The following is a 23,493-nucleotide window of genomic DNA, read 5'->3' as shown; positions in this document are numbered from 1 at the left end:
AGATATATAAAATTACAAAGATTTTACAGTTATATTAGTCCGACTTACCAGCTTCGTCCGAAATCGCTTTCTCATTTTTGGCAGTTGCTTTCTTGTCTTCTTTTACTTTATCCTCACCCTTCTTAGAAATGGTAAAAGTAAAGGAATAGGAATGCCCGCTGCTGAGCTGACTGCTGATTTCCAGTTCCTTCCCTTTCTTACGATAGACCGCCTTGCCATGCTCAAACTCCATCTCACCGCTATCCTCCTTGGACCCAGCTTTTGTAAGAACTGCCATTGCATAGGCTTCCGTCCTTTCCCTGTTGAAAAGCTGCAAACGCTGACTGCTGACTTGACGGTTGAGATAAAACTGCAGGAGCAGGCTAAAGACAGCGGCCATCAGCAGCGCATACAGTAAAATACCAGCATCAACTTTCTTCTTCCACACGATAGATGAACTCCCTCTCTAAGCCTTTTTCAAAGCGAAAATGAAGATGGACAAGCTTACCTTCCTGACGGACGTCAGCTGCTTCTAAACCATAAATCATCGGCTGGTAGCCGCGACCGCTCTTATCTGTTTTACGGAAATCATCTCCCTTGGATTTACCCAAGGCCAAGTCCCTGCCATCCTGTCTGATGTAGATTTTATTATCTTCAACCTTATCAAATTGACTTCGCGAAAGCTCTGTCTCCAGTTGGTCGGCAAACAAAAGCCACTCTTGCTGCTGATTGTTCTCCTGCTGATGCAGTTCTGAAGATATGAGCTGGGTCATGGCCTGAAAGACTAACACCCCGCCACTGAGAACCAGCAAGGCTACCAAGGTCTCCAAGAGAGTAAAGGCCTTGACTTTAAGGTTTTTGGACACGTATAACTACCTCCCCTTCGTGATAGACCAGCAGCTGCTTATCTGTCTTAAGCTGACGCACAGCAATTCCATTGATATGAAGCTCTTCTTGTCCTGTTTGCAGGGCCATACGAGCTACCCGAAGCACCTCTTCCTGCTGCAGAAGGATCTGCTGCTCTTTACGAGACCGGCTAATCTGTCCCAGAAGCAGACTGGCAATAGCCGCAAAAACTGCCATGGCCACCAGAGCTTCCAGCAGAATGCTAGCTTGAAGCTGTCGTCTTTTTAAACTTGCCATTGCCCATATAAAGCTGGTAAACAACTGTCCTGTCCTCCGTCTGAAAAATAATCTTGCTGAGTGATGAATTCCCACCAGCCCGGTCAAACAGAATGACCTGCTGCTCATGATTCTGCAAAGTTTGCGGAAAATCCAGTTCTTGATAGCCATTAGAAATCTGCCGTCCTGAAATCTTGAGAGAAAGCTTCTCATGCCCAGCCAAGCTCAGGCTCTGCGTCTCCTGATAGAGCCTCTCAAACTCTAAAAAGAAGAGTTGCTCTTGAACCTGATTGAAGCCAGCCCTGACCGAGCCAGATAAGCCTAGTAGTAGAAAACTAACGACAAAAAGAACGAGGAGACTTTCCAGCAGTGTAAAAGCCTTAATTGGCAACCGCTTGAGTTTCGCCACTGTGTTTTCCATAGTAAGCCTTATAAGAATCTGCCTGTTTCTGGCTGATATTTCCTGCGCTGACTAGCTTGCTCAGACTAGCCTTTTCATTGGTATTCTTCAGTTCATACAGCTCCGCCTGGCTTTCTACTACCTTGACCACCGCTGCAGTTCCTGTATCTGAAACAGCATCTTTTTGCTTGGTCAGATTAGGCACAAAGAGCAGCAAGAGTACGCTGATAACCAGCAAGACAATCAGCATTTCCACAAGGGTGAATGCTTGAACTTTTAAGGTATTAAGTTTTTTCATTACAAATGAACCTCCATATTCTGATAAATGGGCAAGAGCATTGCCGCATAAAGTAAAACAATCACTAAGGCAACAAAAATAAATACTAGGGGCTGAATGAAATTCATGGCCCGGTTGATACGTAGAAAAAATTCCTCCCAAGTCTTTTCAGCATAGACTTCCAGTTCACTCCCCAGCTTGGACTTGACCTCGCCGTACTCAATCATCAGGGACAATTCCTTTTTAAAGAAAGGATAGCTCGCCACCTTGTCCGCATAGCCTTGACCAGCTTGCAAAGCAGCAGCCATGTCTGCTCCGATTTCCTGAAAGAGTTGGGACGGTTGATCCTGCATAATCGCAAAAATCTGACTCAACTCCAAGCCCTGGCCAATCATATTTCCCCATTCACGAGCATAATAAGCTGTCAAGTAAGCCTGTACCAAACGACCAATAAAAGGCAGAGCTGCTAGTTTGCTAAAAAAACGAATCTTTGATGACTTTCGATAGTAAAAGAGAGCCACTGAAACCAAGGCAGTTAAAGCAAGACTGCTCCACAAAAAGATTTGAGGCAGGTGATTAATAAGCTGAGTAGCTAGATTCTGGCTGTCCAATTGAGGCAGAAGATAGTTGCGCAATCCCAGCATGATAAGGACCAAAAAGCCCAGCAGCATGAGAGGATAGGTTCCTACCTCTATCAATTTTTTCTTAACCTTGGATAGATTTTCCAGATAGGCCTCAATTTTGCCCAGACTTAGAGTCAGATTGCCATGCAGCTCAGATAAGGACAGCTGGGTTACAACGTTGTCGGAAAATCCCAGTCGACTGACAATCTCTGAAAAGGACTGACCAGCTGACAAGCCAGACCGCATTTCTGCGACATACACTTCCTCCAGCAAGGCACTTCGTCTCAGAAAGTCTACAATCTCTGCCAAGTGAAAACCGCTGCTGAAGAGATTATGAAAGAGCTCGATAATCTTTTTCTGCTTAGGCGTAGATAATTTTTTCGGTCTGCCTTTGCTCAGCACTGATATGTCCTTCTGCAAAAAGCTGATCAATCTGCTGATTCCAGACTGCGGCTTCGTGCTCTTGATAATTTTGACTGACAAAATCAACGACACCTCCTCCCCCAATTAAACGCTGGTAACAAACACCTTGAAGTACCATTCTTAGCTCATCCTCGCTAACGCCCAATTCCAAAAGCCGCTCATAGACACCGCGAACACTCTTGGCATGAATCGTTGAAAAGACCGTAGCTCCGGTCAAACTTGCCCGAACCACTGCTCTAGCTGTCTCTCGATCACGGATTTCCCCGATAATCAATAGATCCGGCCGATGTCGCAGAGACAGCTTAATCAGACTATCATAAGTCATGCCAATGGTTTCATTAAGCTGCAGCTGCAGCATAGCCTCTTGCTTAATCTCAACCGGATCTTCAATCGACATAACCTGCTGACCAGAAAATTTAAGCTGAGCCAAATGGTACATCAAGGTCGTCTTGCCGCTGCCGACTGGGCCTGAGAATAGATAGAGGCCGCGAGCCTGAATTTTCTTGCGCAGCTCCGGCAATTGCTCAAACCAAAAGCGCATCTCCCTGTCTTCATCATGCAGGAGCCTGATAACCAGACTTTCAAAACCACGGTAATCCCCAACTGTCGACAGTCGGATTGAAACCTTGGCTTCCTCACAGTCATAATCGCAAGACCCCAGTTGACTGCGGCGCTTTTCTCCAACATTCATACCTGCGACAAACTTAAAGTGGCTGATAACAGCTGACAGAAGCTCAAAATCATAAGTCTTTATAAAGCGGCGTTCATCACCGATTCTCATATAAAGCTCATAGCAAGTAGTCTTAGGAATGAGGTAAATATCCTGCGCCCCTTCTTGCCGAGCCTGCCTAATCATTTCTTTTGCAATTTCTTGAACCATACATCCTCCTCACCTTACTATTCGCAAAAAATCCAGAAAAAGAAAAAAACAGCGGAAGAAACTTAACTTCTAACAAGTTAGGTCTCTTCTGCTGCTCTATTATCTGATTTGCAAAATATATTCTGTCGATTTAAAGAGGCTTAGCGGTTTTTAGTTTAACTGAGCAAGCTCGGTGCTTTTCAAGACCGTTCTGCTTAGTATAGCCTGGCCGGTACTTGCTCTTAGGAATCTTGCAGTCATTCTCCAGCAAAAACAGCGAGTGGTACTGCTGAACATTCTCATCGCACTCCTCGCACCAGCGCTGATCCTCCGGATCCCAAAAAATTGTCATTAAATCACTGCGGCTCTTATACAAAGGTGACTGCTCCTCCATTTGCAGCCAACGGCTTTTATAATATTTAAGGGCTTCATAATAATCATCGAACTGCTTCTTTGCAACGATATCCTCTTCCCAGCCATCCAGAAACCACCACGGTTCATAGTCCCCGTACATCTCAATTACACAATACATACTCGTCCTCTCTTTGTACCGTATATTATATATGAATTCTTTGACGAACAAAACTATTTTGCTCAGAATCAGAGAGCAAGAACATTATTGGAACGAAGACAAGCACATCGCTCTTCATAATATGAAGAGTAACATCATGGATGGTGCTCTTATCCATGCGAACAAATAGTGTCGGACCATTTACACATACGACAGGTTTCTCAATATCTAGAAACTGGATAAGTCCTGATTTTGCATAAATACAGGCTTTCTTTTGTAACGCTTTGCGAAATAAATCTCAATCCTTTTATTCAAAAAAGGATGAGACAAACATTATTCTGTCCCACCCTATTGTCTGCATGATCTTAAGCAAAATTTTCATCTTGCTTGTTTCTGCATTATAAAGTTTCTAAAGCAATCATTGTAGTCACAGCTGCGTCATAGTAATTATCTGACGGTAAGCCTTGCATGAAGAGATATTTATTCTGCTGCACTAATTTGCGGAATTCAATGTTGTTATTAGCCGCATAGAATACTGGAGCGGTAAAACTACCAGCCTGATTACTATTGAGAGCTTTCCCTTTCAGAGTGTAGCCCGCATAGATCTTTTCTTGATTGAGGAAGAAGTTCAACATCTTCTTCAGCATTTTTTGACTTTTTTCATCCTTGCTTTGAGCCAAATTGTAAGGAAGTCGGCAGGCATTATAAGAATAATAGCCATCATTTGCAGATTCAACCGTATCAGCATCAGCAGCGCGAACTTTGTCACCGTCAACCCAGATAAAGTCTGGTATCAAACCAGTCTTGTTATCAGCGCTGATTGCTTCAAGTTTGCTGAGCATCTTATCCCGGATTGTCAGCCACTGCTTATCTTTGGTCAACTCATAGAAAGCTTGGAACTGCTGCGGCAATGTATCAGAAGTCCGCATGAGATTATAAAATTTCGATTCTGCATTTGCCCAGTTCCCAACCGTCAAAACGCCATTGCTTTCATTATAGTTATAAGCCAAGACATCTTTCAGAATAGCCTGAGCCTGAGCTTGGTATTCTTTAGCCTTGTCCGGCCACTGTTTAGCCGCCTGAATCAATGCATAGGCAATGTAGAGATCGCCATCTGTAGCATTGTTTTCGTCTTCATGATTGCTCTTCCCGTCCTTAATCGTCTGTTTCCAAGACATAAGCTGGGTATCTTTCAGACGATGAGCTAGATAATATTGGTAGAGCTTTTCAAAATCAGCCGAACTGGCATTGCCTTGCTTAGCTGCATCCACAGCAATCACCATGCCATAACCCTGTGCCTCAGACAGCACAACGTCTTCAGTCTTACTGTTTGTCGTCCTGATATAAGACAATTTGTCCTTGGTTACGACATATTCTTTAGACCATTGGCTGTATATTTTCTTTTTAATATTAGGAGTACTGCCCATGCGGGTGTACAAGAGGATACTAGCCAAGACAGCCAGAATTATCACAAACCAAATAAATCTTAATCTTGTTCTTTTCACACTTTCTCCTAACCTGCAAATCGTTTTGTTTTAACCCACTTGGTTTCTTTCCGCTTCAAAATCTTGTCCAAGATAACAGATCCTACTGCATCTAAAGAGACAACGATAAAGAGCTGAGAGTAAGTCAAATAGGACACAAGGGCCAGCCAAATCTGTTTGGTGGTCGCCTGTCCAAACTGAGAAGCCAGGGCGATATTGATCTGCAAAAGATAAAGCAAAATCATCAGAAGCCAGTTAAAGAGCATCAGCTGGACGATATAGATATTCTGAGCATCAAAAGCGAAAGGAATCCGCACATCCGGTATAAAGAGCTGGGTAATCATCGCCGCTACATTGGCAAAGAAAACCAAGTCAGATAAGACAATCGCCAAATTGAACCAGAAGAAGATACAAGAATAATTAAACACTTCCAGTTTCACACGCCAGTTACCGCCGCTAAAAAGATGCTTGAAGTTGTCAATAACCACCTCATAATTTCCCTTAGCCCAGCGCTTACGCTGCAAGTAGTAGGACTTGAGGGTTTCTGGTTCTTGCTGGAAAGCCTCTGAGTTATAAGCCAAAGCAATCAGTTTGCCGCTCTGCATAATCTTAAAGGAAATTTCTGTATCCTCTGTCAAGGCACCGTTTTTCCAACCACCAATACTCTTAACAAACTCAGTGTTAATCAAGAAGTTTGTACCTGGAATCCGTCCAATCTTGAAGAGATGCCACATACCTACGTGGTAAACACGCTGAGTTACAACGATTTCTTGGTTGATACAACGGGTCAGGAAGTTCTGGTTGGCATTACGGGTCTTATTGCGTCCAAAGGAAGCAACGTGGCGTTCTGGATCTTCCAAAACTTTCTTGACTAGGAAGTAGAGGGCATTCTTTTCTGGCATGGCATCCGCATCATAGACACAGATATATTCACCCTTGGCCATCTTCAGGGCATCATTCAACACCCCTGCCTTACCTCCCGTACCAGTACGGTCTGTAATTATAACATTGCGTCCAGCATACTCAGGCATAGCCTGTACTTTCAGCATTTCCTGATAGGTATCGTCCGAGCAGTTGTCCGCAAAGAGCAGAACTTCCACTCGATCATGAGGATAGTCCAAATCCAGAATGGCCTTAGTTGTCTGAGCGATAACCACATCTTCATTGTGGGCTGGGACAACGACTGTAACCATAGGATAATGTTCCAATGGACTGGTATCCACATTGAAGTCACTGCGCTTCATCCAGAAATGCACGGAAGAGCATAGGATAACCAAGGCCCAAGCCAGAGACATCCAGATGGAGAACAGGGTGATAATCATAATAAGCTGACTAATCATGACGAGTCACCGCCCTAAAATTTTTATTAACCCGATTGTAAATAACCAGATAATAGATGAAGAGGACAAAAAAACTAATAGCAAAAAAGATACTTAGCACCATAGATACGATAAAAAATACTTCAGTTAAAGACATGAGTTTACCTCCTAGTATTCTACGATAATGTCGGTTTCAAGCTGACGCTCCAGATTGCTCAAAGCGTCATCGAAATTATGGAATTTGTCAATGTTTTGAGCGTTCAATTTTAAACTGCCGGACTGAAACTGAATTTTTTGGTCAGTTTTCTTATTCTCAAAGTGCATCATCGTTAAATCGTCACGCACTTTCTCTTGGAAATATTCCTTGACTTCCTGATCCAGATCTTCTACCAGAACGAGAAAGTTACCATTGGATACATAGTAAACTGTTTCTACATTCTGGAAGTCCCAGTTAAGCAGTCGTAAAATTCTCTTGAGCATCCGCTTGTACTCCCGAGAGTGAATTTGATAAAAATGATGATTGTGTGCCCAATGGACCAGCAAAGCCTGAAAAGCTGGAGCTTGTTTCTGATTTACTTTCTGAACCATTTCTTCATAGGCCTCAGCAGCATCTTCACTGTCATCCTGCACTAATCCCAAGCGCTGATGGAGATAGAAATTCACTCGGCTGGTCAGCCAAGCACTGACAGGGAAGACATAAAGCAAGAAGAGAACTTGATTGTCCGGTAGATAGGTTACATCAAAGAGCAAGATCAGAGTTGCGATAACCACACCCAGAATCATAGCCCATGTCACCAAGAGATCAGATAGGACAAAGACACTAAAAATACCTAATAAAATCAGCGCGATTCCGATATAAAATATGTTAGCTGCAAAATTCCAACTGTAGAAAAGAATTAGTCCAATTGCCAGTACAAAGACGGCTAATGATTTTTCTAGTCCTTTTTTCCTAAACATTTTTTACTCCTGTCTTAAATTCTTCCGGCCTAGCCGTCTGCTTAAAATAGTGGGCAATAGCTTGAGCAATCCGCTCAGAAGCCTTACCGTCACCATACGGATTGCTGGCTTGGGCCATTTCCTGATAGAGTGACTCATCTGTCAGCAGGGCTTCCATTGCCTCTGCTACTGCTTGAGTTTCTGTACCGACCAGCTTCAAGGTGCCGGCTTCAACTCCTTCTGGTCTCTCTGTTGTATCACGAAGTACCAGTACAGGTTTACCTAAGGAAGGTGCTTCCTCTTGTACTCCGCCTGAGTCTGACATGATAAAGTAGCTTTTAGCTGCGATATTATGGAAATCCAACACATCCAAAGGCTCAATCAGATGAATTTTCTCATTGTCACTCAGAATTTCTCTAGCCGCTTCCTGAACCGCTGGGCTCAGGTGAACAGGATAGACAATTTCCACATCATCATGGGCATCTACAATCTGTCGTAGAGTTCGAAAGACCCTTCTCATCGGCTCGCCTTGATTTTCCCGGCGATGCATGGTCACCAAAATCATCTTGCGAGCTGGATCAATACGATCAAGCACCTCATGCTGATAATCAGCCTGGACGGTCAGCTTGAGAGCGTCAATAGCTGTATTTCCTGTCACAAAAACTGTTTCTGCCGGATGGTTTTCCTTGAGCAAGTTAGCCTTACTCTGATCCGTTGGCGCAAAATACAAGTCCGTCAAAGAGTCAGTCATCTGACGATTCATCTCTTCTGGGAAAGGAGAGTATTTATTCCAAGTCCGCAAGCCAGCTTCCACGTGGCCGATACGAACTTGATTATAAAACGCTGCAAGACTAGCCGCAAAAGTTGTTGTCGTATCACCGTGCACCAACATAATATCTGGCTTGTTTTCCTTTAAGATATCATCCAGCTTATGCAGGATCTTGACAGTAATATCTGTCAGGGTTTGATTCTTCCCCATAATATCCAAATCATAATCAGGCTTAATCTTAAAAGTTTCAAGTACCTGATCCAGCATCTGACGATGCTGAGCAGTCACAACTGTTGTTGTCTCAAACAAGTCTGCCTGCTTCTTCAGTTCAATAACCAGTGGAGCCATCTTAATTGCTTCTGGACGAGTTCCAAAAACAACCATTACCTTAATTTTCTTCATTTTTCCTCACCAAAAATCAACATTGTTATATTAACTTTTTACTAAAAAATGTTTGTTTTAAGCAACCTTAGTTATTTTACCATCAAGCGTTTCAATAATCAAAGCATGAACTATTATTTTATACTTTCTTAATAGTAATTTACATGTTGGTAACTTATTTAAGATTATTTTAATTTTCTTAACTTAATCGTAACTTAAAATTGCTGAAATTTTTTGGTTTTCTCAAAAAAATAAATAAAAAGGAAAGAACTTATAGGCTTAAAGCCCTGATTTATGCAGAATTTTGTGTTTTTTACCTATATTTTTTAATCTTTATTCATTGTAATAAAATATTATTCTATTTGTAATCTAATTGTTTTCTACTCTTTATATTTCAAAATCCTCCCTTCATGAATGAGCTAGCTAGATAAACGCCAGCTACTGTTCTCCACAATCTTCGACCACCACCATTAAAACCAACCTCCTCTTTTTTAAAATGTCAAACCTGCCCCTCCTACTATTTTAGGATTTTTAAAATAGTATAACCTAGCGCTATCATACTACAAAAAACCAGCTACCTCCGTGATTAAAAATAAATATGGCATCTCGCATCATAGAAAAACTGAAACAGGAAATCTTGAATATTTCTTCTATAGTCGTTGATCCATAAAGGAGAACTTAAAAACAACTTTCTAAGTATATTATAGGATAATATTTAGTTGCGAGCAAGAAATTATCGGCTGCAACAAAAAATCCCTCCCGATTTTCGGGAGGGAAAGTTCTTTATTTAAGAACAATATTTTCTTCAGTTTCAAATCCATCTGGCAGTTCTGTCACTTCGTTGATAATTTCAACTTCATTGACAGCCTGAGGTTCCAAATTGCGGTAGCGGGCCATACCAGTACCAGCTGGGATAATCTTACCGATGATAACATTTTCCTTGAGTCCGAGCAGATGGTCTTTCTTACCACGGATAGCAGCATCTGTCAGGACACGAGTTGTTTCCTGGAAGGAAGCTGCAGACAGGAAGCTATTTGTCTCAAGGGAAGCTTTGGTGATTCCCATGAGGACTGGACGGGCTGTCGCAGGTACACCACCTGAGATAACCACATCACGGTTAGCATCTGTGAAGTCTGTAATATCCATGAGAGTTCCCATGAGAAGATCTGTATCTCCTGGATCCATAACGCGCACCTTGCGAATCATCTGACGAACCATTACTTCGATGTGTTTGTCGCCAATTTCTACCCCTTGGCTGCGGTAAACTTTTTGTACTTCAGCAAGCAGGTAAGTTTCAACAGACAAGACATCGCGGACAGCCAGCAAGTGCTTAGGTTGGATAGAACCTTCGGTCAAGGTAGCACCGCGAGAGACTTGATCTCCCACTTCTACCTTCATGCGGGCTGTAAATGGCACTACGTATTCACCTTCGCCAGTTTGGCCTTTAACAAAGACCTTCTTGGTACGAGTAGATGCATCTTCTTCGATGGCAGTAACTTCACCCTTGACTTCAGTAATGACCGCTTCCCCTTTCGGATTGCGGGCTTCAAAAATTTCTTGGACACGAGGAAGACCTTGCGTGATATCGGTATTAGAGGCAACACCACCCGTGTGGAAGGTACGCATGGTCAGCTGTGTACCAGGCTCCCCGATAGACTGGGCAGCGATGGTTCCGACTGCTTCACCAACTTCAACCGCATCACCCGTTGCCAAGTTGATACCGTAACAATGACGGCAGACACCGTGGCGGGTGTTACATGTAAAGACTGAGCGAATCGTCACTTCGTCAACACCAGCATTAACAATCTCGCGCGCCTTGTCTTCTGTGATCAATTCATTTGGACCAATAATGACAGCACCAGTTTCTGGATGTTTAACCGTCTTCTTAGTGTAACGACCATTGAGACGCTCTTCCAGAGACTCGATCATTTCCTTACCTTCTGTGATAGAAGTTATGAGCAAGCCGCGGTCTGTACCACAGTCGTCTTCACGGATAATCACATCTTGAGCAACGTCAACCAAACGACGTGTCAAGTAACCCGAGTCGGCTGTCTTAAGGGCCGTATCGGTCATACCCTTACGAGCACCGTGGGTTGAGAAGAACATTTCCAGAACGGACAGACCTTCACGGAAGTTAGACAAGATTGGCAATTCCATGATACGTCCATTTGGCGCAGCCATCAGACCACGCATACCGGCCAACTGGGAGAAGTTAGAGATGTTACCCCGAGCTCCAGAGTCCATCATCATAACGATAGGGTTCTTCGGATCCTGGTTGGCAACCAGACGTTTTTCCAATTTCTCACGAGCTGCCCGCCACTCAGCAGTAACTGCATTATAGCGTTCGTCATCAGTAATCATACCACGACGGAATTGTTTAGTAATTTGTTCAACACGCTTGTGGGATTCTTCAATAATCTCAGCCTTGTCTTCGACAACTGGGATATCAGCGATACCCACTGTCAGACCAGCCAAAGTAGAATGGTGATAACCCAAGTTCTTCAAGCGGTCAAGAAGAGCAGATGTTTCTGTCGTACGGAAGCGTTTGAAGATTTCTGCGATGATATTCCCAAGATTTTTCTTCTTAAACGGAACATTGATCTCAAGCTGTTCAATGACTTCCTTGATGTCTTGTCCTGACTCCAAGAAATACTTAGCTGGCACACCTTCTGTCAAGTTAGCGTTAGTCGGCTCTTGCAGATAAGGCAATTCCTCAGGCATAATCGCGTTAAAGAGAATTTTACCAACAGTTGTGATCAAAATCTTATGCTTCTGGTCTTCTGTCCAAGGCTTATTGAGACTGTCTGTTGCAATACCAACACGAGTATGCAAGTGAACATAGCCGTTGCGGAGAGCCATAACTGCTTCATCCATATCCTTGAAAATCATGCCTTCGCCTTCGCGGCCAGCCTCTTCCATGGTCAGGTAGTAGTTACCCAAGACCATATCCTGAGAAGGTGTTACAACTGGTTTACCATCTTTCGGATTCAAGATGTGCTCAGCAGCCAGCATGAGGATACGAGCTTCAGCTTGCGCTTCCTCTGACAACGGTACGTGGATAGCCATCTGGTCACCGTCAAAGTCAGCATTGTAGGCTTCACAGACCAGCGGATGCAAACGAAGAGCTTTACCATCAATCAGAACTGGCTCGAAAGCCTGAATTCCCAAACGGTGAAGGGTCGGTGCGCGGTTAAGAAGCACTGGGTGTTCCTTAATCACTTCTTCCAGAATATCCCAGATGCGCTCATCTCCACGCTCTACCAAGCGTTTAGCAGCTTTCACGTTTTGCACGATATCGCGAGCAACGATTTCCCGCATCACAAACGGCTTGAAGAGTTCAATCGCCATTTCACGCGGCACACCACATTGATACATTTTCAATGTAGGACCAACGGCGATAACGGAACGACCTGAGAAGTCAACCCGTTTACCCAGCAAGTTTTGACGGAAACGTCCTTGTTTCCCTTTGAGCATATGGCTCAGAGACTTAAGCGGACGGCTACCTGGTCCAGTAATCGGACGGCCGCGGCGACCGTTATCAATCAAAGCATCAACCGCTTCTTGAAGCATACGCTTCTCATTTTGAACGATGATACCAGGGGCATTGAGTTCCAACAAACGAGCCAAACGGTTGTTCCGGTTGATAACACGGCGGTAGAGATCATTAAGGTCAGAAGCCGCAAAACGACCACCGTCCAGCTGAACCATCGGACGCAAATCTGGCGGAATAACCGGCAGAATATTAAGAACCATCCATTCTGGCTTATTGCCAGACTTGTAGAAGGCGTCCAAAACATCCAAGCGACGGACAGCTTTGATCCGTTTTTGACCTGAAGCAGTTTTCAACTCTTCTTTGAGGACAGCAATCTCAGATTCCAAGTCCACTTGTTTCAAGAGGTCTTGAATAGCTTCTGCTCCCATTTTGGCTACAAATGAGCCAGCACCGTACTCGCGTAAACGTTCACGGTACTCACGTTCCGTCATGATGGACTTGTGCTCTAGCGGTGTATCCTTAGGATCAATCACCACATAAGCCGCAAAATAAATAACTTCTTCCAGGGCACGTGGGCTCATATCCAAAGTGAGACCCATGCGGCTTGGAATTCCTTTAAAGTACCAAATATGTGAAACAGGTGCCTTCAATTCAATGTGGCCCATACGCTCACGACGAACCTTGGCGCGGGTTACTTCAACACCACAGCGGTCACAGACGATTCCTTTGTAACGAATCCGTTTGTACTTACCACAGGCACATTCCCAGTCCTTTGTTGGACCGAAGATCACTTCGTCAAAAAGACCTTCGCGTTCTGGTTTCAGGGTTCGGTAATTGATTGTTTCAGGTTTCTTCACTTCCCCATAAGACCATGAACGGACCTTATTTGGAGAAGCTAGGGTGATTTGCATACTTTTAAAACGATTTACATCAACCACTATTTCTTACCTTTCTTCATTTTCTAATCAGTGTGTATTCTTATTCTTTTCCTTCAGCTTCAAAAGCTGCTTTCGCTTCTTGAGCTGCTTTTTCACGCGCTTTTTCAAGATCGTCAACGTGAATCACATCATCATCTTCACCTTCGTCTAGGTCACGCAGTTCTACTTCATTGTCATCTTCATCGAGAACACGCATGTCCAGACCAAGAGATTGCAATTCTTTGACAAGAACGCGGAAGGATTCTGGCACACCTGGTTTTGGAATTGGTTTTCCTTTGGTAATAGCTTCATAAGCCTTCAAACGTCCGTTGACATCATCTGACTTGTAAGTCAAGATTTCTTGCAGAACGTTAGAAGCACCGTAAGCTTCCAAGGCCCAAACTTCCATCTCACCAAAACGTTGTCCACCAAACTGAGCTTTACCTCCGAGCGGCTGTTGGGTAACCATTGAATAAGGTCCTACTGAGCGGGCGTGGAGTTTGTCATCTACCATGTGGTGGAGCTTGATCATGTACATGACACCGACAGATACACGGTTGTCAAACGGCTCACCGGTACGTCCGTCGTAGAGAATAGTCTTGGCATCGCTGTCCATACCAGCTTCGCGTACTGTATCCCAGAGGTCTTCTGAGCTTGCTCCATCAAAGACTGGTGTTGCAATATGGATGCCCAAGTTACGTGCTGCCATACCAAGGTGAAGCTCCATAACCTGACCAATGTTCATACGAGATGGTACCCCGAGTGGGTTTAGCATGATATCAACTGGTGTTCCATCTGGCAAGTAAGGCATGTCTTCCACAGGAACGATACGGGATACAACCCCCTTGTTTCCGTGACGACCGGCCATCTTATCTCCGACCTTAATCTTACGTTTTTGAGCGATGTAAACACGAACCAGCATATTAACGCCAGATTGCAGCTCATCACCATTAGCACGGGTAAAGATCTTCACGTCACGAACCACTCCATCGGCACCGTGAGGTACACGAAGAGAAGTGTCACGAACTTCACGAGACTTGTCTCCGAAGATAGCGTGCAAGAGACGTTCCTCAGCAGAAAGGTCTTTTTCACCCTTAGGGGTAACTTTACCTACTAAGATGTCGCCTTCCTTGACTTCCGCCCCAATGCGGATAATCCCCATTTCGTCCAGATTGCGTAGGGCATCTTCCCCTACGTTTGGAATTTCGCGGGTAATTTCTTCTGGGCCAAGCTTGGTGTCGCGAGTTTCTGATTCGTATTCTTCCAAGTGAACAGAGGTGTAGACATCGTCTTTCACCAGACGCTCACTCATGATAACCGCATCCTCGAAGTTGTAACCTTCCCATGTCATGTAGGCAACGATTGGGTTTTGTCCCAGGGCCATTTCTCCATTTTCCATGGAAGGTCCGTCAGCGATAAAGTCGCCTTTTTCAACGACATCGCCAACTTTCACCAAGGTACGTTGGTTGTAAGCAGTTCCCGAGTTAGAACGGCGGAATTTTTGAATTTGGTAAACATCGAGAGAACCATCTTCGCGGCGGACTTCAACCTTGTCTGCATCCGCATAGGTCACCTTACCATCATGCTGGGCGATAACTGCTGCACCAGAGTCGTGGGCAGCTTGGTATTCCATACCAGTACCAACGTAAGGTGCTTTTGGATCAATCAAAGGCACAGCCTGACGCTGCATGTTGGCACCCATGAGAGCACGGTTGGAGTCGTCATTTTCCAAGAAAGGAATACATGCTGTCGCTACGGCAACTACCTGCTTAGGCGATACATCCATGTAGTCTACTTGGTCTGATGGGAATTCTTGGTTATTACCTTGGTGGCGTCCCATAACGATAGGCTCTGCAAAGCCACCTTTTTCATTCAGCTTAGAGTTAGCCTGCGCTACGATAAATTCATCTTCTTCATCAGCGGTCAGCCAAACGATTTCGTTGGTTACTACGCCAGCTTCACGGTCTACCTTACGGTAAGGCGTTTGGATAAAGCCATATTTATTAAGGTGTCCATAAGAAGACAAGTTATTGATCAAACCAATGTTTGGTCCTTCAGGCGTTTCAATCGGACACATACGACCGTAGTGAGTATAGTGCACGTCCCGCACTTCATAGCCAGCGCGGTCACGTGTCAAACCACCAGGTCCTAAGGCAGACAGACGGCGCTTGTGAGAAAGCTCAGACAGCGGATTGTGTTGGTCCATGAACTGTGACAACTGTGAAGAACCAAAGAATTCTTTAATGGCTGCAGTCACTGGACGGATATTGATGATTTGCTGTGGAGTTAGTACTTCGTTATCCTGAACAGACATCCGTTCACGAACATTACGCTCCATCCGAGAAAGTCCAAGACGGACTTGGTTAGCCAAAAGCTCACCAACAGCACGAATACGACGGTTCCCCAAGTGGTCAATATCGTCCACGCGACCAATGCCTTCAGCCAAGTTGAGGAAGTAGCTCATCTCAGCCAAGATGTCAGCTGGTGTCACAATCCGTACCTTGTCAGACGGATTTGCATTACCAATAATGGTCACAACGCGGTCTGGATCAGTCGGAGCCACTACCTTGAACTTCTGCAATTCTACAGGGTCTGTCAAAACAGCTGAATCGTTTGGAATATAAGTGATTTTGTTCAAACCATTGTCCAACTGCTCTGCAATGCTGTCAATGACACTGCGGGTCATAACTGTACCAGCTTCAACCAAGATTTCTCCTGTTTCAGCATCTACCAATGGCTCTGCAATGGTTTGGTTCAGCAAGCGTGTCTTGACGCTGAGTTTCTTATTAATCTTGTAACGACCAACTGCTGCCAAGTCATAACGATGCGGATCAAAGAAACGCGCTTCAAGAAGGGAACGAGAACTTTCAGCCGTCTTAGGCTCTCCTGGACGAAGACGCTCATAGATTTCTTTCAGAGCTTCATCTGTACGGGAGTCCATTGGGTTCTTGTGGATATCTTTTTCGATGGTATTGCGCACCAAGTCGCTGTCACCAAAGATGTCCAAGATCTCATCATCTCCTGAGAAACCAAGCGCACGCACCAGAGTGGTAAATGGAATCTTCCGCGTCCGGTCAATACGAGTGTAGGCAATGTCTTTTGAGTCTGTTTCCAACTCTAACCAAGCTCCGCGGTTAGGAATAACCGTTGAACCGTAGCCAACTTTTCCATTTTTGTCAACTTTATCGTTAAAGTAAACCCCTGGAGAACGCACCAACTGGGATACGATAATCCGCTCACCACCATTGATGATGAAGGTTCCCATTTCAGTCATGATTGGGAAATCGCCAAAGAAGACTTCCTGAGTCTTGATTTCACCAGTTTCCTTGTTAATCAGACGGAAGGTTACAAAGATTGGCGCTGAGTAGCTGGCATCGTGGATACGTGCTTCTTCCAGCGTATATTTAGGCTCACGGATTTCATAGCCAACAAATTCCAATTCCATGGTGTCGGTAAAGTTTGAAATAGGAAGTACATCTTCAAAGACTTCCTTCAGACCATGATCCAAGAAATCTTGGAACGAATCCGTTTGAATTTCAATCAAATTTGGTAAATCAAGAACTTCCTTAATTCTTGAAAAACTACGACGGGTACGATGTTTCCCGTATTGAACGTCATGTCCTGCCAAGTTTTTACTCCTTTATGATAAGATACTAAGCCCTTGATAAAGCGAGAAAAGACGTATCTTTTTCTCAACGCTCTGAGGGCGAGTTCTGTGAAATGTTTTCAGAGGAAAATCCTCTGTCATTTACAATGCTGCAAAACAGCCACAATCAGTCCCTTTTGTATAATTTTCAGAAAAATTAAATTACAGTTACATAATCCGTTTTTCCTAAAAATAGGCACAAAAAGAGCAGCTAAATCTGACTTATTCAAGTTTGATTTAACTGCTGTAAGCTTCTATTTGGACAATATTTCAAATAAAGCACACGACAAATTATTGCTATCATTATACCTTATTTAGCTAGAAATTGCAAGGATTTCATCCGCTTTCTGAAAAGTTAAAACTGTTCTTGATGCGCTAGTTCCCTTGCCGATTATTGTTAGAATTGGAGCTGGAACTAGAATTAGAGGTAGAACCGCCCAGAATAGCTGACCAAGCCTTCTGATAATCCGCATCTGATGCCCCAATACCAAAACGGTAGGTCGTGGTCGGAGCACCGTTTTTAGCCCAATAGCTAGGCACTGTCGGACCACTGAGATTAACAGAGCGGCCGTTTACCGTTACTGTACCTGGCTTTTCCCCTGTGGACTTGAGCACATCAGACTTAATCACACTTGGATCAAGAGTGAACTTATCACCAACACCCCAGGCATTTGGATCTGCCTGATAGATAGCATCTGCCATATAGGCCATGTAGGAGGCATTATTATTATAACCAGTCAATGCCGCCATAGAGCTATTATCATCATGACCAATCCAGCCTCCCAAAGTCATCTTAGGAGTAGAAAGCATCAGCCACATATCACCGTTGGTATTGGTCGTTCCAGTCTTACCAATCCAGTCGGCTCCAGCCAAGGTTCCGTTGACCTGACTGATTCTGGATTTATAGGTCGTAGTAGCTCCAGAATTGATAACGCCCCGCATGAGCTCCTGCATAATCGTAGCAGCTGCTGGACTGTAAATCTGAACAGGATTGGCCTTATGCTGGTAAATCACCTTGCCATCTCGGTCTGTGATTTTTTCAACCATATATTTTTTCTGGTAGGTTCCATTATTAGCCAAGGTTTGGAAACCATTGGTATGCTGAGCTACAGATACTTCAATTCCCCCGCCCATAGGCAGACTCTCAATGCTGTAGTCATCAATGTAATAGCCCATTTTTTCCATATAGCCACGGACATTGACACCTTTTTCGCGTAATCCGCGGTAAGTCCAATAAGCCGGAATATTCCAAGAAGTATTAAGCGCTTCTTGCAGGTCCATCATGGCTGTACCACGGCTATCTACGTGCATGATTGGATCGCCGCTTGAAAAGTTGGTCGGATAGTTAGAAAGAACGCTGGCGCTCCCCATCAGACCTTGGTCAATAGCAATCCCATAAGCCAAAATTGGCTTAATAGTTGAACCCGGTGAGCGTTCCGTATCAAAGGCGTGATTGTTCTGATTAGAAGCATAGTCTCTGCCTCCTACAAAGCCAATCACAGCACCGGTTTTATTATCCAAGAGAACATTTCCCACTTCAACTGCACCAGTTCCGTCATCCAAGACGCCGCCATAGTTGGCTACTGCATTTTGCATAGCAGTGTGGATGTTCTTGTTAATCGTGGTGGTGACAGTATAGCCGCCATCGCTCAGTTCTTTAGCAGCCAATTCCTTGTATGCCTTGACAGTGTCATTGTTTTTCAGCTCTTGCTGAGAAACATTGTCCCGCTGAATCAAGTACTCGTACATGGTCTGCTGGGCTTCTTCGACCGCTGTGTAATAAAGGTAGCCATGTGAAGATTTTTCCGAGCTTTCAGATGGCTTGAAATCCTTGGTCAGGTCGTAGTCCTTGTACTCCTTGTACTCTTTTTCGCTTAGATGGCCCGTCCGATACATATTATAGAGCACATCTTTGGCACGTTCCAAGCCCAGAGCCATATCCCCTGCACTCTTGAGACTGCCATCGGCTGCATAAGGCGAATAAACAATCGGACTCTGTGGCAAGCCAGCAATAAAAGCAGACTGGGGCACTGTCAAATCCTTAGCAGAAACACCAAAAATCCCTTGAGCAGCTTCTTCCACACCAGCGATATTCTGCCCCTTATTGTTACGCCCGAACGGCGAAACGTTCAAGTAGGTGGTCAAAATATCATCCTTGGACATGTAGCGCTCCAAAGCCAGCGCATCAACAATCTCCGCTGCTTTCCGCTTGAAAGTCGGTGCATCGCCCACCACCTGCTGTTTGATCAACTGCTGGGTAATGGTTGACCCCCCGCTAGAAGAACCAACTCCGACAACAGATCCGAGCGTAGCCCGAAGCACAGCCTTGGGCACCACTCCGTTATGCGTTTCAAAGTTCTCATCCTCTGTAGCGATAACGGCTTTTTTTACATTTTCAGAGATGGCGTCACTCTTAACTGGGATGCGGAGTAAATCATTATCCACTTCTGCAATCAAACTGCCATCGGCATAGGTAAGCTTAGAAATACCAGAGATATTATTCACCTGCTTGACCAGCTCGTCCTGCTTGGGCACTTCAACCTTACTGAAAAGACTAGCTGCATAGCCTATCCCAATCCCAGCACCGATTACGCCACCGAAGAAGATAAACACAAAAGCCATATTCATCAGAAGTTTAAAAGTTCGCAAGAAAACAGCAAAAACATCACCGATAGACCAGCCATTGTTGCCACTAACGATCTTCTTGCTCCATTCTGGAAGATGTATTTTTTTGATAAACTGCTGGGCTTTTTCCCAGAACTCTTTTAATTTCTCTATTAATTGTTCCAAGTTTGATTCTCCTTGTTATCTTCCCATTATACCAAATATCTATGATTTATTTCAAGGAAACATTGCTATTTAAAAGCTTTATGATACAATAGAGTAACATAAATTTAAAATATAGATAAGCCAATTTCTTGGCTTTTAGAATAGGAGAGACATGATGCACATTTTTGATGAGCTAAAAGAACGTGGCTTGGTATTTCAAACCACTGATGAAGCAGCTTTACGCAAGGCCTTAGAAGAAGGACAAGTCTCTTATTATACCGGATACGATCCAACCGCTGACAGCTTACACCTAGGCCACTTGGTAGCCATTCTGACCAGCCGCCGCTTGCAACTAGCTGGACACAAACCCTACGCTCTAGTCGGAGGAGCAACTGGATTGATTGGCGATCCATCCTTTAAGGATGCAGAGCGCAGTCTCCAAACCAAGGAAACCGTGGAAGGCTGGGTGAAATCTATCCAAGATCAGCTTTCTCGCTTTCTGGACTTTGAAAAGGGTGATAATAAGGCCGAAATGGTCAACAACTATGACTGGTTTAGCAGCATCAGCTTTATCGACTTCCTGCGTGACGTCGGCAAATACTTCACTGTCAACTACATGATGAGTAAAGATTCTGTCAAGAGCCGGATTGAGACAGGGATTTCCTATACAGAATTCGCCTACCAGATCATGCAAGGATATGACTTCTATATCCTCAATCAAAACCACGGCGTAACCCTGCAAATCGGTGGTTCCGACCAGTGGGGCAATATGACAGCGGGAACAGAGCTCTTACGCCGCAAGGCCGACAAGACTGGACACGTGATGACCGTGCCTCTCATTACTGACGCTACTGGCAAAAAATTCGGCAAGTCAGAAGGTAATGCTGTCTGGCTCAATCCTGACAAGACTTCTCCTTACGAAATGTATCAATTCTGGATGAATGTCATGGACGCAGACGCTATCCGCTTCCTGAAAATTTTTACCTTCCTGTCCTTGGATGAAATCGAAGAGATTCGCCAGCAGTTTGAAACAGCACCCCACGAACGCTTGGCTCAGAAAGTCCTCGCTCGTGAAGTCGTGACTCTTGTCCACGGTGAAGAAGCCTATAAGGAAGCCCTCAACATCACTGAGCAGCTCTTTGCTGGAAATATCAAAAATTTGTCCGTCAAGGAACTCAAACAAGGTCTGCGAGGTGTGCCTAACTATCAGGTCCAAGCTGACGAAAATCTTAACATCGTGGAAATCCTCGTGTCATCTGGTGTGGTAAACTCAAAACGTCAAGCCCGCGAGGATGTCCAAAACGGTGCTATCTACCTCAATGGCGAGCGCATCCAAGATTTAGACTATGTCCTTAGCGCCTCAGATAAACTGGAAGACGAGCTGACAGTTATCCGCCGCGGTAAGAAGAAATACTTTGTCCTGACCTACTAAAGATAAAAATCCGATTATCTGAATCGGATTTTTCTATGTCTTTACTATAAGAAATAGAAAGAGAGTTCTAATGAAACCAAGACTCGCCCGCTTTGCCCAAGCTCCGGCTCTAGCCTGTCCACTCTGCCAGCAAAGCTTGGCTATGGAAGAAAACAGCCTCAAGTGCGCCAATCGCCATTCCTATGACATCGCCAAATTCGGTTATGTCAATCTAGCTCCCCAGGCCAAACAAGCTAAAGACTATGACAAAACAAGCTTTCAAAATAGGCAAGTCATCTTGGAAGCCGGCTTTTATCAGCATGTCCTAGACGAGTTGCAGGATCTGCTGCAGGATCTGCCTGAAGAACAGACCATTCTAGACGTCGCTTGCGGAGAGGGGTATTATGCTCGAAAAATTCAGGAAAAATTCCCCAACAAAGAAACTTACGCCTTTGATTTATCCAAAGATTCTATCCAGTTAGCTGCCAAAAGTGATCAGAGCCTTGCTGTAAAATGGTTCGTAGGTGATTTGGCACATTTACCCATTCAGGATCAAAGCATGGATGTCTTGCTGGACATCTTCTCACCAGCTAACTACCATGAATTTCAGCGAGTATTGAAAAAAGAGGGACTTATCATTAAAGTCATCCCAACAGAAAATCATTTGAAGGAAATTCGTCAAAAAGCTGCTCAATATCTGGACAAGAAAGATTATTCTAATCAAGATATCATCCAGCACTTCCAGAAACACTTTACGATCCTATCTAGAAAAACCGTAGAATCAACCCATACTCTGCATTCTGAGGAGAAAATTGCCCTGCTGCAGATGACTCCTTTACTCTTTCATGTTGAAAAAAATCTAATCAATTGGGAGCAGCTTACACATGCCACCATTTCAGCCGAGATTCTTATCGGAAAACTAAAACAAGAAAAAATCTGAACACCTTTCAGTAAGCAGCCATTTTAAAAACGCAGACAAGCCTGTCTGCGTTCTTTGTTTATCAACTGATTAATAGACTGTCTTCTCTGTCTCTGGATCAAAGAAGTGTGCTTTATTGAGGTCAAAGCCTAGGTCAATACCCGCACCAGTTTCTAGGTAATCCCGTGAATCCACACGCGCTACAAACTCACTAGAACCCACTTGGCAGTAGAGATGAGACTCTGCTCCCAGCAATTCTGAAACAGAAATCTTAGCATGCACAACTGAATTCGGGAAAGTTTCCAAGAAAGCAGCTTCCGCATTGATATCTTCCGGACGAATACCGAAGATCAGTTCCTTGCCCTCGTAACCTTTCTCCCGCAGAACCTTAAGAGCTCCTTCTGGCACAGTTAAGCGCAGACCTTCTGCGACAATCTCATTCCCTTCAAGCTTAACTGGGATGAAGTTCATGGCTGGGCTGCCGATGAAGCCGGCAACGAACTTATTAACTGGGTTGTTATAGACTTCCTGCGGCGTACCAATCTGCTCCACTCGACCAATCGTTCCAGTTCCAGCAGGATTCTTGGTCGCTGACATGATAACAATCCGATCCGCCAAGGTCATAGCTTCAGTCTGGTCGTGGGTAACATAGATAGTTGTTGCCCCGATACGGCGGTGAATCTTGGCAATCTCTGCCCGCATAGAAACACGCAGCTTAGCATCCAGGTTAGACAAAGGCTCATCCATAAGGAAAACCTTTGCATCCCGAACAATAGCGCGTCCCATAGCTACCCGCTGACGCTGACCGCCAGACAAATCAGCTGGCTTGCGCTGCAAGAATTCCTTCAAGCCTAGGATTTCTGCTGCTTCGTTGACACGTTTGTCAATATCTTCCTTGCTATACTTGCGCAGCTTGAGACCAAAGGCCATGTTGTCGTAGACAGTCATGTGCGGATAAAGGGCATAGTTCTGGAAGACCATAGCGATATCACGGTCTTTTGGTGCCACATCATTGACCACTGTACCGTCAATAGAGGCAGTTCCTTCTGTGATGTCTTCAAGACCCGCAATCATACGCAGCGTAGTTGATTTCCCGCAACCAGAAGGACCAACAAAGACGATAAATTCCTTGTCCTTAATATCAAGATTGAAGTCTTCCACTGAGTAGTGGTCACTGTTGGGATATTTTTTATAGATATTTTTCAGATTTAATTCGACCATAATAAGCCCCTTCTTTTGAATAAAAATATTTTCT

The 23,493-nt window shown here is 44.4% G+C and carries 19 protein-coding genes; 2 read left to right on the top strand and 17 right to left on the bottom strand.

Annotation, left to right across the window (positions count from 1 at the left end):
- Window positions 1-34: 34 nt before the first annotated feature.
- The 16 genes from comGG to pbp1b all read right to left on the bottom strand — a co-directional run bounded on the left by comGG (window position 35) and on the right by pbp1b (window position 19,929).
- Window positions 35-427, bottom strand: coding sequence for a competence type IV pilus minor pilin ComGG (gene comGG / locus RP262_RS02480; RefSeq protein ID WP_311154183.1), 393 nt, complete (start codon window positions 425-427; stop codon window positions 35-37).
- On the bottom strand, window positions 408-845 hold the full coding sequence (comGF, locus tag RP262_RS02475; protein ID WP_311154182.1) for a competence type IV pilus minor pilin ComGF: 438 nt from the start codon (window positions 843-845) through the stop codon (window positions 408-410). Before comGF ends, comGG begins: the two co-directional genes overlap by 20 nt.
- On the bottom strand, window positions 829-1,122 hold the full coding sequence (gene comGE, locus RP262_RS02470; RefSeq protein ID WP_002911065.1) for a competence type IV pilus minor pilin ComGE: 294 nt from the start codon (window positions 1,120-1,122) through the stop codon (window positions 829-831). The genes comGF and comGE overlap by 17 nt, the downstream gene beginning before the upstream one ends.
- Complete coding sequence (gene comGD, locus RP262_RS02465; RefSeq protein WP_311154181.1) at window positions 1,088-1,522, bottom strand: competence type IV pilus minor pilin ComGD; 435 nt, start codon at window positions 1,520-1,522, stop codon at window positions 1,088-1,090. Before comGD ends, comGE begins: the two co-directional genes overlap by 35 nt.
- Window positions 1,482-1,799, bottom strand: coding sequence for a competence type IV pilus major pilin ComGC (gene comGC / locus RP262_RS02460; RefSeq protein WP_002896769.1), 318 nt, complete (start codon window positions 1,797-1,799; stop codon window positions 1,482-1,484). The genes comGD and comGC overlap by 41 nt, the downstream gene beginning before the upstream one ends.
- Window positions 1,799-2,833: a competence type IV pilus assembly protein ComGB gene (gene comGB, locus RP262_RS02455; RefSeq protein ID WP_311154256.1), complete on the bottom strand. Its 1,035-nt coding sequence runs from the start codon at window positions 2,831-2,833 to the stop codon at window positions 1,799-1,801. Before comGB ends, comGC begins: the two co-directional genes overlap by 1 nt.
- Window positions 2,763-3,704, bottom strand: coding sequence for a competence type IV pilus ATPase ComGA (gene comGA, locus RP262_RS02450; protein ID WP_311154180.1), 942 nt, complete (start codon window positions 3,702-3,704; stop codon window positions 2,763-2,765). The genes comGB and comGA overlap by 71 nt, the downstream gene beginning before the upstream one ends.
- A 130-nt stretch (window positions 3,705-3,834) precedes the next feature.
- Entirely contained in the window at window positions 3,835-4,215 is a 381-nt protein-coding gene (locus tag RP262_RS02445) for a DUF1033 family protein (RefSeq protein WP_311154179.1), read from the bottom strand.
- Window positions 4,216-4,592: 377 nt separating this feature from the next.
- Window positions 4,593-5,699, bottom strand: coding sequence for a glycosyl hydrolase family 8 (locus RP262_RS02440; protein ID WP_311154178.1), 1,107 nt, complete (start codon window positions 5,697-5,699; stop codon window positions 4,593-4,595).
- Window positions 5,700-5,707: 8 nt separating this feature from the next.
- A complete protein-coding gene (locus RP262_RS02435; protein ID WP_004189100.1) occupies window positions 5,708-7,018 on the bottom strand; it encodes a glycosyltransferase in 1,311 nt (436 codons plus the stop codon).
- A complete protein-coding gene (locus tag RP262_RS02430) occupies window positions 7,011-7,154 on the bottom strand; it encodes a hypothetical protein (RefSeq protein ID WP_002928913.1) in 144 nt (47 codons plus the stop codon). Before RP262_RS02430 ends, RP262_RS02435 begins: the two co-directional genes overlap by 8 nt.
- An 11-nt stretch (window positions 7,155-7,165) precedes the next feature.
- Window positions 7,166-7,954: a hypothetical protein gene (locus tag RP262_RS02425; protein ID WP_002896779.1), complete on the bottom strand. Its 789-nt coding sequence runs from the start codon at window positions 7,952-7,954 to the stop codon at window positions 7,166-7,168.
- The gene (wecB, locus tag RP262_RS02420) at window positions 7,947-9,104 is read right to left on the bottom strand and encodes a non-hydrolyzing UDP-N-acetylglucosamine 2-epimerase (protein ID WP_002911057.1); all 1,158 of its coding nucleotides are present in this window, start codon (window positions 9,102-9,104) and stop codon (window positions 7,947-7,949) included. Before wecB ends, RP262_RS02425 begins: the two co-directional genes overlap by 8 nt.
- A gap of 762 nt (window positions 9,105-9,866) precedes the next feature.
- Window positions 9,867-13,514 (bottom strand): DNA-directed RNA polymerase subunit beta', encoded by a 3,648-nt coding sequence (gene rpoC, locus RP262_RS02415; RefSeq protein WP_311154177.1) that lies wholly within the window; start codon window positions 13,512-13,514, stop codon window positions 9,867-9,869.
- 40 nt (window positions 13,515-13,554) lie between these two features.
- Window positions 13,555-17,121, bottom strand: coding sequence for a DNA-directed RNA polymerase subunit beta (gene rpoB, locus RP262_RS02410; protein WP_311154176.1), 3,567 nt, complete (start codon window positions 17,119-17,121; stop codon window positions 13,555-13,557).
- A gap of 393 nt (window positions 17,122-17,514) precedes the next feature.
- Entirely contained in the window at window positions 17,515-19,929 is a 2,415-nt protein-coding gene (gene pbp1b, locus RP262_RS02405; protein ID WP_311154175.1) for a penicillin-binding protein PBP1B, read from the bottom strand.
- Between the two features lie 154 nt (window positions 19,930-20,083).
- On the opposite strand from pbp1b, the gene tyrS reads away from it, so the two are divergent.
- Together tyrS and RP262_RS02395 are read left to right on the top strand one after the other, a co-directional pair.
- On the top strand, window positions 20,084-21,340 hold the full coding sequence (gene tyrS / locus RP262_RS02400) for a tyrosine--tRNA ligase (RefSeq protein ID WP_311154255.1): 1,257 nt from the start codon (window positions 20,084-20,086) through the stop codon (window positions 21,338-21,340).
- Between the two features lie 70 nt (window positions 21,341-21,410).
- Window positions 21,411-22,259 (top strand): putative RNA methyltransferase, encoded by an 849-nt coding sequence (locus RP262_RS02395; protein WP_311154174.1) that lies wholly within the window; start codon window positions 21,411-21,413, stop codon window positions 22,257-22,259.
- A gap of 69 nt (window positions 22,260-22,328) precedes the next feature.
- Here the strand turns inward: RP262_RS02395 and RP262_RS02390 are convergent, their stop codons facing one another.
- Complete coding sequence (locus RP262_RS02390) at window positions 22,329-23,459, bottom strand: ABC transporter ATP-binding protein (protein WP_002896829.1); 1,131 nt, start codon at window positions 23,457-23,459, stop codon at window positions 22,329-22,331.
- Between the last annotated feature and the right edge of the window lie 34 nt (window positions 23,460-23,493).

This window comes from uncultured Streptococcus sp., assembly GCF_963456385.1.
GTDB lineage: Bacteria > Bacillota > Bacilli > Lactobacillales > Streptococcaceae > Streptococcus.
This window is presented reverse-complemented; position numbering and strand designations above follow the sequence as displayed.

Excerpts from the sequence above, each read along its gene's own strand:
- comGE (WP_002911065.1), bottom strand. The coding sequence starts at position 1,122 with ATGGCAAGTTTAAAAAGACGACAGCTTCAAGCTAGCATTCTGCTGGAA.
- comGD (WP_311154181.1), bottom strand. The coding sequence starts at position 1,522 with ATGGAAAACACAGTGGCGAAACTCAAGCGGTTGCCAATTAAGGCTTTT.
- comGC (WP_002896769.1), bottom strand. The coding sequence starts at position 1,799 with ATGAAAAAACTTAATACCTTAAAAGTTCAAGCATTCACCCTTGTGGAA.
- comGA (WP_311154180.1), bottom strand. The coding sequence starts at position 3,704 with ATGGTTCAAGAAATTGCAAAAGAAATGATTAGGCAGGCTCGGCAAGAA.
- RP262_RS02445 (WP_311154179.1), bottom strand. The coding sequence starts at position 4,215 with ATGTATTGTGTAATTGAGATGTACGGGGACTATGAACCGTGGTGGTTT.
- RP262_RS02435 (WP_004189100.1), bottom strand. The coding sequence starts at position 7,018 with ATGATTAGTCAGCTTATTATGATTATCACCCTGTTCTCCATCTGGATG.
- RP262_RS02430 (WP_002928913.1), bottom strand. The coding sequence starts at position 7,154 with ATGTCTTTAACTGAAGTATTTTTTATCGTATCTATGGTGCTAAGTATC.
- RP262_RS02425 (WP_002896779.1), bottom strand. The coding sequence starts at position 7,954 with ATGTTTAGGAAAAAAGGACTAGAAAAATCATTAGCCGTCTTTGTACTG.
- wecB (WP_002911057.1), bottom strand. The coding sequence starts at position 9,104 with ATGAAGAAAATTAAGGTAATGGTTGTTTTTGGAACTCGTCCAGAAGCA.
- tyrS (WP_311154255.1), top strand. The coding sequence starts at position 20,084 with ATGCACATTTTTGATGAGCTAAAAGAACGTGGCTTGGTATTTCAAACC.
- RP262_RS02395 (WP_311154174.1), top strand. The coding sequence starts at position 21,411 with ATGAAACCAAGACTCGCCCGCTTTGCCCAAGCTCCGGCTCTAGCCTGT.
- RP262_RS02390 (WP_002896829.1), bottom strand. The coding sequence starts at position 23,459 with ATGGTCGAATTAAATCTGAAAAATATCTATAAAAAATATCCCAACAGT.